Annotated in this window: 12 protein-coding genes; all 12 read left to right on the top strand. The window is 36.1% G+C overall.

Translation table 11 applies throughout. From position 1 onward, the window contains the following. Position 1 precedes the first annotated feature (1 nt). The 12 genes from H9636_RS03445 (at position 2) to rny (ending at position 13,959) form a co-directional block, all read left to right on the top strand. Positions 2 to 961, top strand: coding sequence for an ABC transporter permease (locus tag H9636_RS03445; RefSeq protein WP_191706246.1), 960 nt, complete (start codon positions 2 to 4; stop codon positions 959 to 961). A 384-nt stretch (positions 962 to 1,345) separates the two neighbouring features. Next, positions 1,346 to 2,554 (top strand): MFS transporter, encoded by a 1,209-nt coding sequence (locus H9636_RS03440; RefSeq protein WP_191706245.1) that lies wholly within the window; start codon positions 1,346 to 1,348, stop codon positions 2,552 to 2,554. Positions 2,555 to 2,996: 442 nt separating this feature from the next. After that, entirely contained in the window at positions 2,997 to 4,259 is a 1,263-nt protein-coding gene (gene yfmF / locus H9636_RS03435; RefSeq protein ID WP_191706244.1) for an EF-P 5-aminopentanol modification-associated protein YfmF, read from the top strand. 3 nt (positions 4,260 to 4,262) lie between these two features. Further along, positions 4,263 to 5,558, top strand: coding sequence for an EF-P 5-aminopentanol modification-associated protein YfmH (gene yfmH / locus H9636_RS03430; protein WP_191706243.1), 1,296 nt, complete (start codon positions 4,263 to 4,265; stop codon positions 5,556 to 5,558). Next, the gene (ymfI, locus tag H9636_RS03425; RefSeq protein ID WP_191706242.1) at positions 5,558 to 6,286 is read left to right on the top strand and encodes an elongation factor P 5-aminopentanone reductase; all 729 of its coding nucleotides are present in this window, start codon (positions 5,558 to 5,560) and stop codon (positions 6,284 to 6,286) included. Before yfmH ends, ymfI begins: the two co-directional genes overlap by 1 nt. 47 nt (positions 6,287 to 6,333) lie before the next feature. Continuing rightward, on the top strand, positions 6,334 to 6,591 hold the full coding sequence (locus H9636_RS03420; protein WP_191706241.1) for a DUF3243 domain-containing protein: 258 nt from the start codon (positions 6,334 to 6,336) through the stop codon (positions 6,589 to 6,591). Between the two features lie 355 nt (positions 6,592 to 6,946). Then, complete coding sequence (locus H9636_RS03415) at positions 6,947 to 7,744, top strand: DUF3388 domain-containing protein (protein WP_191706240.1); 798 nt, start codon at positions 6,947 to 6,949, stop codon at positions 7,742 to 7,744. A 146-nt stretch (positions 7,745 to 7,890) separates the two neighbouring features. Continuing rightward, positions 7,891 to 8,763, top strand: coding sequence for a helix-turn-helix domain-containing protein (locus H9636_RS03410; RefSeq protein ID WP_318240987.1), 873 nt, complete (start codon positions 7,891 to 7,893; stop codon positions 8,761 to 8,763). Positions 8,764 to 8,811: 48 nt separating this feature from the next. Further along, complete coding sequence (gene pgsA / locus H9636_RS03405) at positions 8,812 to 9,390, top strand: CDP-diacylglycerol--glycerol-3-phosphate 3-phosphatidyltransferase (protein WP_191706238.1); 579 nt, start codon at positions 8,812 to 8,814, stop codon at positions 9,388 to 9,390. A 13-nt stretch (positions 9,391 to 9,403) separates the two neighbouring features. Next, positions 9,404 to 10,660, top strand: coding sequence for a competence/damage-inducible protein A (locus tag H9636_RS03400; RefSeq protein WP_191706237.1), 1,257 nt, complete (start codon positions 9,404 to 9,406; stop codon positions 10,658 to 10,660). A gap of 185 nt (positions 10,661 to 10,845) precedes the next feature. Further along, a complete protein-coding gene (recA, locus tag H9636_RS03395) occupies positions 10,846 to 11,910 on the top strand; it encodes a recombinase RecA (RefSeq protein ID WP_225230055.1) in 1,065 nt (354 codons plus the stop codon). A 495-nt stretch (positions 11,911 to 12,405) separates the two neighbouring features. Continuing rightward, positions 12,406 to 13,959, top strand: coding sequence for a ribonuclease Y (gene rny, locus H9636_RS03390; RefSeq protein WP_191706414.1), 1,554 nt, complete (start codon positions 12,406 to 12,408; stop codon positions 13,957 to 13,959). The last annotated feature ends 163 nt before the right edge of the window (positions 13,960 to 14,122 follow it).

Raw genomic sequence — 14,122 nt, 5'->3', positions numbered from 1 at the left:
CATGAGCTTTTTAGAAGTGCTATATTTTATTATTCCTTCTGCCATTTTCTATGCAGCACCATTAATTCTAACAGCAATCGGTGGCGTATTTACTGAAAGATCTGGGGTTGTCAATATTGGTCTTGAAGGGATCATGGTTGTAGGTGCAGCTAGTAGTATTATTTTTAACTTATTTTTTGCAGATCAATTAGGAAATTCCACACCTTGGGTCGGCTTAGTGGTCGCAATGGTGGTCGGGATTATTTTCTCATTAATATTAGCAGTAGCAGCAGTATCTTTACGTGCGGATCAAACCGTTTCTGGAGTTGCTTTGAATTTGTTAGGGCTTGCTGTAGCAGTATTTACAGTTAAAATGATTTATGACAAAGGTCAAACAGATTCAATTACAGAACGTTTCTCTCGATTTGATATTCCGTTGTTAAGTGATATTCCCGTTATTGGGAAAATGTTCTTTGTAGACGTTTATGCAACATCTATTTTAGCCTTTGCTGTAGCGATTATTGCCTGGTTTGTTATTTATAAATCCCCATTCGGTTTACGTTTGCGTGCTGTAGGGGAACACCCAATGGCTGCTGATACGATGGGTGTCAATGTAACAAAAATGCGCTATGTAGCTGTTATGATTTCCGGTGCGCTTGGTGGTATCGGTGGTGCGATTTATGCCCAAGCAATTGCTGGAAACTTCGGTGCTTCAACAATTAGTGGGCAAGGTTTCATGGCGATTGCCGCGATGATTTTCGGGAAATGGCATCCACTAGGTGCATTAGGTGCAGCTTTATTCTTCGGTTTTGCTCAGGCGCTAAGTGTAGTAGGTGGTTCTATCCCGTATATTCAAGATATTCCGGATGTTTACTTACACATTTTACCTTACGTCCTAACGATTCTTGCTCTAGCAGGATTCATTGGAAAAGCCCATGCACCGAAAGCAAGTGGTGTTCCATATATTAAAGGGAAAAGATAATAAACTTTGTTCGAAAAAGGCTTAACTTATTAGAAAAAATAAATAAAGTTCGATAAATGAAAGGACATTACATATTTCTTAAAAATGTAATGTCCTTTCTTATTTAATATTCACGCAAAAAAAGTCTCTTTTGAGATAATTCCTCTTAGATTTTCCTCATTCTTTAAATCAATTAAATTTGGAAGTTACCCGGTTTCGTATTAATCCTCTACCTATATTAATTTTTATATCTCTGAATATTTCATCAATTTGGACGATGCAGTTCCCTTTTCATCTTTGCATAATAGAAATAACCAAATAAATACATAAAACTATTTATTAAAATTTTCTATTATGACTTTTAATCAATAATTCTATTTTGGTTAAGAAATTGGGGGAAAACAGATGTCTAAACTTTATAACGATTCTCGCTTCCGTTTAATCATTTTTGCAAACATTGCCTCATCGATTGGCTCTGGTATCACAATGATTGCAGTCCCATGGCTTTTAGTCTCAAGTGAAAATGGAAATGAAGTATTCGGATACGTCACAATGGGAATGACTATATTAAGCTTTTTAATAACACCTTATATAGGATCATTAATCGATAAAATTTCACGCAAAAGGTTACTAATATATAGTAAAGTATTTAGTTTGCTGCTGTTGTTCATTTTCACATTGATTGGGTTCCTAGGTATTCACTATGAAGTATGGCATTATATCATCATTTATATGGTAGGGAATTTATATTACACTATTTTTTATCCGACGATGTTTGCTTTAAATCAGGAAATTTTTGATAAAGACCAATATAAGACATTAAATGGCACAATGGAGGTACAGGGACAGCTTTCCAGTATGATTGCAGGTGCAGTTGCGAGTATCCTATTAATGAAATGGGATCTACAGTTCATTTTGCTATTGGACGTATTCACTTATGCTTTAGCAATCTATTTTTATTTAAAACTACCTTATACAAAAACGAGCGTTAGAAAAACTAAAAATGTAACTACAATAAAAGCAACAGAAGGTTTAACCTTTATGCTCAAACGTGTTTCTATGTTCATGTTTTTATCTGCTTCCCTCATGCCATATATCGGAGTCATGATTACAAATTATTTGTTCCCTGTCTATTTGTCTGATGTGTTAAAGACCGATGGAAATATATATGGAATTCAAGGGATGATTTACGGTTTAGGGGCTATTTTTGCCGGCTTATTTGTCCCAATTATAGCGAAAAAACTAGGTGACGAAAAGACAATTGTCTACAGTGTTTTAACATATACAATCGCAATCTCTTTCATTATTTATACTAACATTCCAGGATATTTAGCTTTAATGTTTTTTATAGCAATTGGAAATAGTGGTTCTAGGGTGGCTAGAAACTCTTTCTTAATGGATAATATCCCAAATGAAATCATAGGGCGAGTTGATAGCCTATTCCGTTCAATTGGACTACTGTTGAGGATAATTTTATTAGCTCTATTTACTGGGCTAGTTTCTTCCGGTCAAATATTCCTTTGTTTTCTAGTTTTGGCTGGTCTTTTACTTTTAGCTTCGGCTTCCGTAGTTGTTTCGTGGAAAAAGGGATTTCTATTCCATACAAATGTATGAAAAATAAATGTATGTCAAAAGGGTTTTTATAGATTTTAGATAACCGATGAGTTTAAAGCACTTAGCCATTTTATAATTTAGACTATTTATATAAATGGAAGGTGCTTTTTCTTTGTCTGAAAAAACTGCCTTCCTTTTAATATCGAAAATCTGCAATTTACGCTTTTTCATTTCCTAAAAAATTCTCTTTTATTTTTATGAATCAAACGTTGTAAGTAGGGTAAATTATTGTATATATGTTTAAAAGGAAAGGGTAAAAAACAAAATTGGATTATTTTTGCATAAACACCAATTCTACATGTATAGTAGTGATAGCGACTGTTTGTTTCGAATCAAGTTAGTGAAATAACAGGTAAGGAATAGTCGATTGGTACAACATACGACACCATCTAAGGTGATTGTAAGTTTTCCTATATAAGAGTATAAGTCAGGAGGAATTTTTTTGTTTTTATCGACCAAGTTAGCAGAAGGTGTCACACTGCATATCCGACAAACAACTCAATTCAAAACAGTAAATTTTTCTATAAAATGGAGAACTCCATTAACGACGAAGGATGCAGCAGAACGGGCCGTGTTATCAAACGTTTTGCAACATAGTAATGGGAGATATAAAAAATCAGCCGAGTTTAGAAGTTATTTAGATGACTTATTCGGTACCGTGTTATATTTTGATGCAACGAAAAGAGGGAATGAACATACCCTCTTATTAAATGTTGAAACAGTGAATGACCAATATTTAGCAGAAAACAAAGTGTTTAATGAAGTTCTAGAATTACTGAATACAGTTGTATTTGAACCGAATTTTGAAAACGGATCATTTGTACCATCGATTGTAGAACGGGAAAAAGAAATGGTCATTCAACGAATTCAGTCAATTTTTGATGATAAAACGCGTTATGCCCAACATCGTTTAACGCAAATTATTCGTCCAAATCATCCGGCATCCATTTCTGCCAATGGAACGATTGAAACAGTAAAAGCAATTACACCAGAATCGTTAACGAAGGCGTATGAAAAAATGATTAGTGAAGATAAAGTTGATATTTACGTTGTTGGCGATTTTGATGTAGAAGCAGTGCAAAAGAAATTAACAGAAGCGCTATCTTTCAAAGATCGTACGCCTAAACAAGCAGAGAAAAAGACAGATGTTTCAAAACCTGAAAAAGATTATGTAAAAGAACAACAAGAAATGAAACAAGGGAAACTGCATATCGGGTTTAGTACTCCGGTAACTTTTGGCGATGAGGATTTCCCGAAAATGCAAATTTTCAACGGTGTATTTGGCGGTTATGCCCATTCCAAATTGTTCATGAATGTCCGTGAACGGGAAAGTTTAGCCTATTATGCTTCTAGTTCTTATTCTGCCCACTACGGGTTAGTTTATGTTTTGTCTGGTATTGAACCAGCAAACGAGAAAAAGGCAACAGACGTAATTTTTGAACAATTAGAAGCGATTAAAAAGGGAGAAATATCCGATTTAGAGCTAACACAAACAAGAGCGATGTTAATTAACCAATTGAAAGAAGCACTAGATTTAGCGCGCGGACAAATTGATATTTACGATCAATATAAAGACTTAGATGAACAATTTTCAGTAGACCTTTGGAAAGAGCGTTGGGAAAAAGTTACAAAAGAAGATGTCCAAAAAATGGCTTCACAAGTACAGCTTGAAGCAGTTTATTTCTTAAGTGGAAAGGAGGCCTAGCCAATGCAAACGATTGAGTTTAAACAGCTAGACGAGACATTATTTTATAAAAAGTTACCAAACGGATTAGATGTCTATATTTTACCGAAAAAAGGGTTTTCAAAAACGTTCGTTACTTTTACAACAAAATACGGTTCAATCGATCGTACTTTTGTTCCAATGGGAGAATCAGAAGCGATTACAGTACCAGATGGGATTGCCCATTTTTTAGAGCATAAAATGTTCGAGAAGGAAGATGGGGATGTTTTCCAACAATTTAGTGAAGCTGGAGCATCGGCAAATGCTTTTACTTCTTTTACTCGTACAGCTTATTTGTTCTCTGCGACGGATCATATTTATAAAAGTACAGAAACGTTATTAAATTTTGTTCAAGAGCCGTATTTTACAGAACAGACAGTGAATAAGGAAAAAGGTATTATTGGTCAAGAGATTACGATGTACGATGATCAACCGGATTGGCGACTATATTTCGGTGCCATTGAAAATATGTATCATAACCATCCTGTTAAAATCGATATTGCTGGAACAATTGAATCAATCGATAAAATTACAGCAGAACATTTATATACTTGCTATAACACGTTCTATCACCCATCCAACATGTTATTGTTCGTTGTTGGTGCGATTAATCCAACTGAAATGATGGCATTTATTGAGAAAAATCAAAGCCAAAAGGAATTTCCAGAACCGACGCCGATTGAGCGCCACTTTGAGGATGAACCAAAAGAAGTAGCAACTAAAGAACGTGAACTCAAAATGGATGTTCAAAAACCAAAAGTATATGTTGGATTAAAGGCGAAGGAAACGGATTTAAGCGGTGAAGAAATGTTAAAACATGAGCTTTCAGTTCAAATCGCTTTAGAATGTTTATTTGGTCGTGCATCTAACTTTTATACTGAAGTATACGAAAACGGCTTAATTGATGAAACGTTTGCCTATGATTTCTCATTAGAAAAAGGTTATGGTTTTGCCTTAATCGGTTCCGATTCGAATCAGCCGGATCAGCTAGCAAATAAAATAAAAGATGAAATTAACAATGCAGAGAAGAACTTAACAGCAGATAAAATCGAACGGGTTAAACGGAAAAAAATAGGTTTCTTCCTACGTGCTTTAAATTCTATGGAATTTATTGCAAATCAATTTACCCGTTATAAATTTAATGAAATGAATTTATTTGATGCGGTACCTGTTATTGAAAAATTAACAATAGATGATGTATTGAAAGCTTTCCAATCGGTTCAAGGGGAATCTCAACAAACAGTCTTCAAAGTTTTACCTTCAAGTGAGCGTAAAGAATAATGAAGAAATTCGCACTTGTAGTAGGGGCTTCTGGTGCGATTGGAAAGGCAATAGCTCAGCGACTAGCTAGTGATGGTTGGTCGCTCTATTTGCATTTTCATCAAAACCGCCAAGCTGTAGAACAGTTAGTCGAACCGTTGCGTTTAAACTATCCCGAGCAAGACTTTATCGAGGTCCAAGCTGATTTTTCAGTAGATGATGGCGCAGAAAATCTTGCCCCTCAAATTTATTCCTTACAGGCTATTGTTTTTGCTGGTGGTCATGCTTTTTACGGTTTAATCGAAGATACACCAGTGGAAGAAATGAACAGACTTTGGAAAGTACATGTTCAAAATCCAATACGTTTAATTGCTCTGTTGTCCAATAAACTCCGTCAGCATGAAACTAGTTATGTTTTATTTATTGGATCGATTTGGGGAGAAGCTGGGGCTGCTTTTGAAACGGTTTATAGTGCCGTTAAAGGTGCCCAGCATGCATTTGTAAAGTCCTATGCAAAAGAAGCAGCTTACAATCATATTTTAGTGAATGCCATCGCTCCTGGATTGATTAATACCGGAATGAATGCCCATTTAAATGAAGAAGAAAAAAAGGCAATCCATGAAGAAATTCCGTTAGGTAGAGCGGGGGAAGTCGAAGAGGTCGCAAACTTAGTCAGTTTTTATTTAAGTGGACAGGTAAATTATGTTACAGGTCAAATTATTCGATTAAATGGTGGATGGTACATATAATTCTCTAATTTGCACATAATAAAATTGCAAAGGAGGAGGAGATATAAATGGCGCTATTAGAAAACTGGGAAAGATGGACATCATTTTTAGGTGAACAAGTGAATGAAGCCCAAGAAAAAGGTATGTCCAAACGTATGATTGAAAAATCAGCTGTACAAATCGGTGATTATTTAGCGAAAAACGTTGACCCTAAAAACGAACAAGAACGCGTACTATCCGACTTATGGGGAGTAGCTTCTGACGATGAAAAACATGCGCTTGCGAATTGTATTATTAAATTAGTACAAAATAATCGCATGCAGTAGTCAATATCATAAGTTTTAAGTGAACAAAAAGCGAAGTGGCTTGCTTACTTGGTAGGCCTTAAGTGGGCAAGCCTTATACCGCTTATTTAGATATCATAAAACTCTCATCGTCTAACATTCTTCAAACTTCTCTTTAAGGAGGCAAGTCCTCCTTTTTTCTTATCTTGTTTTTTCCTAAATTTCGACATTTTCATTGCCAGCATACTATTTTTTACATTATCATATATAAATATAATAAATTTTAATATTTTAAGAGAAAATCGTTACTTTCTAACTTTTCAATACATATAAAATCCGCTATGATGAAACTAATAAGAAAAATAATTATTTTTCGTTGGTGAGGGGACGGTTTTTAGTGGGTGAATGGTATTTTGAATATGAGATCCAGGTGAATCGTCCAGGTTTATTAGGCGATATTGCATCACTCCTAGGTATGTTACGTGTGAATATTGTTTCAATTAATGGTGTAGATGAAGCAAGACGGGGAATGCTATTAATAACAGAGAATGATGAAGCGATTCAACGTTTCATTACGATCGTTTCAACGATGGAAAACATTCATGTTACAAAATTTCGGGAGCCGAAAGTACGTGATCGTTTAGCAGTCCGTCATGGTACCTATATAGAACGGGATCAAGATGAAAGAAATACATTCCGTTTTGTACGAGATGAGCTAGGTATTTTAGTTGACTTTATGGCTGAGTTATTTAAAAAGGATGGTCATAAGTTAATTGGTATTCGTGGAATGCCACGGGTTGGTAAAACGGAGTCTGTTGTAGCTGCCAGTGTTTGCGCAAACAAAAAATGGATATTTTTATCATCTACAATGATTAAGCAAACAATTCGTAATCGACTAATCGGAGACGAGTTTAATGCCAATAATATTTTTATTCTTGATGGTGCAGTCACAAGAAGAACTACCGATGAACGTCATCAACAACTCGTACGAGAAGTGATGAGTGTACCCGCTATTAAAGTAGTAGAGCATCCGGATTTATTTGTTCAGAATTCCCAATATAAAATTGAAGATTTTGACTATATTATTGAACTTCGTCATCATCCAGATGAAATCATTACGTATGAACTCATTGAAAAAAATGAGATGAATATTCAAAACAATCCATTTGGAGGTTTTGGAGGATTCGATTTTTAAACATTGTTCAAAAAAAGAATGTCTTTTTTTTGGAACATTGTTTCATTTTGTTCGTTTAGTTAGTATGTTGACTGCTAAACGATAGTTGTCAGTCTCAAGCATTTCAGAGGATTTTGCAAAAGACGAAATTGATTAGGAAAAAGTAGGTGTTTTTGTTGACAGAACTCGGAACTCGCCTTAAAGAAGCGAGGTTATCTAAAGGTTATAGTTTGGATGATCTTCAAGAAATTACAAAAATTCAAAAGCGGTATCTTGTCGCGATTGAAGAAGGAAATTATTCTATCATGCCAGGAAACTTCTATGTTCGGGCATTTATTAAACAATATGCAGAGGCAGTTGGGCTGGAAATAGAAGAGCTTTTAGAGGAATTTAAACAAGAAATTCCGAATCAACCAAAGGAAGAAGTAGCTCAATCGATTTCTCAAAGTCCTACCCGGCGCAAATTAAATTCACGATCGACAAGTCGGTTATTAGAAACAATGCCGAAAATTATTGTTGCATTATTTATCATCGTTATTTTAGCAGCCATTTGGTTTTTATATCAGCAAAAGGCTAATCAACCAGGCGAAGAAGAAGATACTACTTCAAAAGTAGAATATCAACAACAGGAGCCGACTCCTGTTGACCCTGTTGAAGAGGAAGAATCTACTGACGAAACAGAACAACCAGTAGAAGAAGAAGAGCCAGAACAACCAACACAAACGATTTCTTCTGGTGCAATCGATGGCGAAACAACTACTTACGAACTTTCAGGTACAGATAAGATGGATATTCGTATCGAAGTTTCAGGCGACACATGGGTTGGAATCCGTGATGAAGCTGGAAGTGAACAAATTGAAGATCGTGTATACAAATCTGGAGAAGTAGTGGAATTTGATGCTACAGCCAATGCCTATGCCCGTATTCGATTAGGTGATTCGACGGTTGCGAAAGTTTTCATCAATGATGTAGAACTTCAATACGCACAAAGCATTACGACTCAAAATATTATCATTACATTACAACAAGAAGAACAATAGTCATCTTTATCGGATGACTATTTTCTTTCGAATGAAAGGTGTTAGCCAATGAATTTACCGAATAAGATTACAGTCTCAAGAATCTGTTTAATTCCAATCTTTGTGATTGTAATACTATTTGATTTTAACTGGGGAAAAATGGAGTTTTTAGGCGCGGAAATGCCAGTCAATCATTTTGTAGCCGCATTAATCTTTATTATCGCTTCAACTACAGACTGGATTGATGGCCACTTTGCACGGAAGTATAATTTAGTGACAACTCTTGGGAAATTTCTTGACCCATTAGCAGATAAATTATTAGTAAGTGCTGCTTTTATCGTATTAGTTGACCTTCATATGGCACCTGCGTGGATTATTATCATTATTTTAAGCCGTGAATTTGCTGTAACGGGACTCCGGGCTATTTTAGCGGGAGAAGGAGAAGTGGTGGCAGCGAGCCAACTAGGGAAAATCAAAACTTGGGCTCAAATTGTTGCGATTTCATCCCTTCTACTACACAATACGATTTTTACTTTACTGAACATTCCTTTTGATATGATCGCCCTTTATGTGGCATTAATCTTTACAGTATGGTCCGGTTGGGAATATTTCTATTTAAATCGTCGTGTCTTTGTAAACTCAAAATAAGTGAGGTTAAAACATGAATGCTGAAATAATAGCTGTTGGCTCAGAATTGTTATTAGGGCAAATCACTAATACAAATGCAAAGTTTATTTCGACTCAATTATCCGAGCTTGGAATTAATGTGTTTTATCATACAGTTGTTGGTGATAATGGAGACCGTTTAAAAAGGGCCATTGAAATTGCCGAATCTAGAGCCGACTTAATTATTTTCTCTGGTGGTCTTGGTCCGACAAAAGACGATTTAACAAAAGAAACGATTGCTCAACACCTAGGCGTACCTTTAGTTTTTGACGATGTGGCACTCTCTTATATTGAGCAATTTTTTGCCCAATGGGGACGGGCGATGACTGAAAATAATCGCAAACAAGCGCTTATACTAGAAGGTAGCGAAGTATTAGCAAACCATCACGGAATGGCACCAGGAATGCTGTTAGAAAAGAATGGACGAATATACATACTTCTTCCTGGTCCGCCGAAAGAACTTGAACCGATGTTTCAATTTGAAGCGAAACCAAAACTTGCTACACGCTTAAATGAAGGTGGCGTCATCCTATCCCATGTTTTACGATTTTACGGAATTGGTGAAGCAGAATTAGAAGTACAAGTACAAGATATTTTAGATAATCAAACAAATCCAACGGTTGTTCCTCTTGCTAGTGATGGGGAAGTTACGCTACGTATTACGGCAAAAGCTGCAACTGAAGAAGAAGCTTGGCCATTGATTAAAGCAAAAGAAGCTGAAATTTTAGCGATTGTTGGGGAGTATCATTATGGTAATAATGATGATTCTTTAGCATCTAAAATTGTTGAAATGTTACGCCATCATAACTTAACGATTGCTGCTGCAGAAAGTTTAACTGCTGGTCTATTCCAATCAGAATTAGCGGAAATTCCAGGCGTAAGCGGAACGTTAGTCGGTGGTATGGTGACGTATACTGAACAATCGAAAGTTGAACAACTTGGAATTGAACAATCTTTACTTGATCAATATGGTCTCGTAAGTAGTGAATGTGCTGCTGCAATGGCTATAAAAGTTCGTGAAAAATTTGGTACAGATATCGGTATTGGACTAACGGGTGCAGCTGGACCGGAACCCCATGGAGATCAGCCTGCTGGAACGATTTGGATTGGTTTTAGTATTGGTGATTCCGAACCGATAACCCGTAAGCTTCAACTATTAGGAATGCGAAATTCCAATCGAATTCGCGCGGTTAAATTAGCATATAGCTATTTAATGCGTTTATTAGTTGAAAGAGGTTATGAAAAGATTTAGGATAATACTTTTTATTGTTAAAATGGAGAAATGTAAAATTTGAGCTAAAAAATAGCTCAAATTTTTATTTTATTAAAAAACGAAAATATGTTCGCTTTTTTCTTGAAAGTTGTCTCAAAAAGAAGTATAGTAGAAATATAAGAAAGAGAGAGAAATGGTCTGATATAGAATAAGGAGGAAATATTTTGAGTAATGATCGTAAAGCGGCCTTAGATATGGCGTTAAAGCAAATTGAAAAACAATTTGGTAAAGGTTCAGTTATGAAATTAGGCGAACAATCTGATCGCCAAATTTCCACATCTTCAAGTGGCTCCCTTGCCCTTGATGCAGCATTAGGTGTTGGTGGATATCCCCGTGGACGTATTGTAGAAATTTATGGTCCAGAATCTTCAGGTAAAACAACAGTAGCTTTACATGCTATTGCTGAAATTCAAGCACAAGGTGGACAAGCTGCATTTATCGATGCAGAGCATGCATTAGACCCAGTATATGCACAAAAATTAGGTGTAAATATTGATGAATTATTACTTTCACAACCAGACACTGGTGAACAAGCATTAGAAATTGCTGAAGCATTAGTACGTAGTGGTGCTATTGATATTATTGTTATTGACTCTGTAGCAGCATTAGTACCGAAAGCCGAAATTGAAGGTGAAATGGGTGACTCCCATATGGGTCTTCAAGCGCGTTTAATGTCACAAGCATTACGAAAACTATCTGGTATTATTAATAAATCAAACACATTAGCGATCTTTATTAACCAAGTTCGTGAAAAAATCGGTGTTATGTTTGGTAACCCAGAAACAACTACTGGTGGACGTGCATTAAAATTCTACGCATCTATCCGTCTAGAAGTTCGTCGTGCTGAAACAATTAAACAAGGTACTGAAATGGTAGGGAACAAAACAAAAATTAAAGTCGTAAAAAACAAAGTAGCTCCTCCATTCCGTACTGCTGAAGTGGATATTATGTATGGTGAAGGGATTTCGAAAGAAGGAGAAATCGTTGACCTTGGTGCAGAACTAGACATTATCCAAAAAAGCGGCTCTTGGTATGCTTACGGTGATGAACGTATCGGTCAAGGACGTGAAAATGCAAAAGCTTTCTTAAAAGCAAATCCTGAAATTCGCGATCATATTTCAAATAAAATTCGTGAATCCTTTGGCATGGCAGCAACATCATATACAATTGGTGCCCATGATGAAGAAGAAATGGATGAAGAATTAGCATTACTTTTAGATGAAGAGTAATTTATTGTATATCAATTTTCTATAAAAGGTGGAGGGAAAAATTAATTTTTCCCTCCCTTTTTTTAGGGGAATTTTTTGAAAATACTATATAATTTCAAAAATATTTTTGAAGCAGTCCATTATTCCCAACTGCTAAATTTTTATACATAGCATTTTCCATTAAAATGAATACAATTTGAAGAAATTGCCTAAAATAATAAGAAATATCTTAATTTTTAAGTATTTTAACAAAAGTGCTACATTGGAATGAGTAGAATTCTATTGATCTGTCTAGTAGTCAAAAGGTCTCTACTTGCGGGAGTCCTTGACATAGCTGGGACGGACCTATACAATTAAAATTGTATAATTTCTAAATTATGAAATGAAATAGGCAGTATGTTGAATACTAAGTTGGATTCAATCATGTAAAAAAACGATTGAATAGTATAAAAACTTTCGTCAATGTATGAGCCGACTGAAAATGAAACGAATATAGCAAGAGGAGGTGTTCGAATGATGGAATACATTATCTCCGCTTTGCTTGGACTCATCGTCGGTGCCGCTGTTATCTATTTCTATATGAAAAAAGTGAACGAATCAAAAGTGAATGGTGCGAAACACTCAGCTGAGCTTATCATAGATGAAGCTAAGCGGGAAGCGGAAGCGCTTAAGAAAGAAGCACTACTTGAAGCAAAAGATGAAACTCACAAAATTCGAACTGAAGCAGAAAAAGACATCCGTGAACGCCGGTACGAGCTTCAGAAACAAGAAAACCGGTTATTGCAAAGAGAAGAAAATCTTGACCGCAAGGATGATGCTCTGAACAAGAGAGAATCAGGCTTAGAGCGAAAAGAAGAAGCTCTAGCTGAAAGACAACAGCATATTGAACAGATGGAAAGTAAAGTGGAAGAGTTAGTACGAGAACAAACGTCAGAGCTTGAACGCATCGCAGCTTTAACTCGAGAAGAAGCAAAAGACATTATTTTAAGACAAGTTGAAAATGAACTTTCAACAGATATCGCTGTCATGACGAAAGAAGCGGAAACACGTGCGAAAGAAGAATCTGACAAAAAAGCTCGTGAAATATTATCACTTGCACTACAACGTTTTGCAGCTGATCACGTTGCTGAAACAACTGTGTCCGTTGTAAACTTACCGAATGACGAGATGAAAGGCCGCATCATCGGTCGAGAAGGTCGTAACATTCGAACACTTGAAACACTTACTGGTATCGATTTAATTATTGATGATACACCAGAAGCGGTTATTTTATCTGGTTTCGATCCTATCCGTCGTGAAACAGCTCGTCTTGCCTTAGAAAAATTAGTACAAGATGGACGAATTCACCCGGCTCGAATCGAAGAAATGGTTGAAAAATCCCGTCGTGAAATGGATGAACAAATTCGTGAAACTGGGGAACAAACAATCTTCGAAGTAGGTATTCACAATCTACATCCGGATTTAATGAAGATCTTAGGTCGTATGAAATATCGTACAAGCTATGGTCAAAATGTGTTAAAACATTCCATTGAAGTAGCACATTTATCAGGACTCCTAGCAGCTGAGCTTGGAGAAGACGTAACATTAGCAAAAAGAGCTGGTTTACTCCATGACATTGGGAAAGCAATTGACCATGAAGTGGAAGGTAGTCACGTGGAAATTGGTGTAGAACTTGCTTCTAAATATAAGGAGCACCCTGTTGTAATTAACAGTATTGCATCTCACCATGGTGATACGGAGGCTACGTCAGTAATTGCTGTGATTGTGGCAGCTGCCGATGCGTTATCAGCAGCAAGACCTGGTGCCCGTAGTGAAACGCTTGAAAACTACATTCGTCGTTTAGAGAAGTTGGAAGAAATTTCTGAAGGTTATGATGGAGTAGAAAAATCCTATGCGATACAAGCGGGTCGTGAAATTCGAATTATCGTTCAACCAGAGAAAATTGATGATCTTGCTTCCCACCGTTTAGCAAGAGACATTCGCAAGCGAATTGAAGAAGAACTTGATTATCCTGGTCATATTAAAGTGACAGTGATTCGTGAAACAAGAGCAGTCGAATATGCAAAATAAATAAAAGGAGCTTCCGATTATGGGAGCTCTCTTTTTACTTTTGGATGGAAATTCCTTTATAATCGAGTTAGACTATTTCAAAATCAGAGAAAAAGAGGTTGTGAAAATAGTAGCCAATGGATTAAAAATGATATATGCTACATTTAGCACTAGTTAATTAGCA

It is taken from the genome of Ureibacillus galli, assembly GCF_014836845.1.
Lineage (GTDB): Bacteria > Bacillota > Bacilli > Bacillales_A > Planococcaceae > Ureibacillus > Ureibacillus galli.
The sequence above is the reverse complement of the archived record's forward strand: the minus strand, read 5'-3'. Positions and strand labels throughout refer to the sequence as shown.

Coding starts and splice junctions, on each gene's coding strand:
- H9636_RS03445 (WP_191706246.1), top strand. CDS start 2: ATGAGCTTTTTAGAAGTGCTATATTTTATTATTCCTTCTGCCATTTTC.
- H9636_RS03440 (WP_191706245.1), top strand. CDS start 1,346: ATGTCTAAACTTTATAACGATTCTCGCTTCCGTTTAATCATTTTTGCA.
- yfmH (WP_191706243.1), top strand. CDS start 4,263: ATGCAAACGATTGAGTTTAAACAGCTAGACGAGACATTATTTTATAAA.
- ymfI (WP_191706242.1), top strand. CDS start 5,558: ATGAAGAAATTCGCACTTGTAGTAGGGGCTTCTGGTGCGATTGGAAAG.
- H9636_RS03420 (WP_191706241.1), top strand. CDS start 6,334: ATGGCGCTATTAGAAAACTGGGAAAGATGGACATCATTTTTAGGTGAA.
- pgsA (WP_191706238.1), top strand. CDS start 8,812: ATGAATTTACCGAATAAGATTACAGTCTCAAGAATCTGTTTAATTCCA.
- H9636_RS03400 (WP_191706237.1), top strand. CDS start 9,404: ATGAATGCTGAAATAATAGCTGTTGGCTCAGAATTGTTATTAGGGCAA.
- rny (WP_191706414.1), top strand. CDS start 12,406: ATGGAATACATTATCTCCGCTTTGCTTGGACTCATCGTCGGTGCCGCT.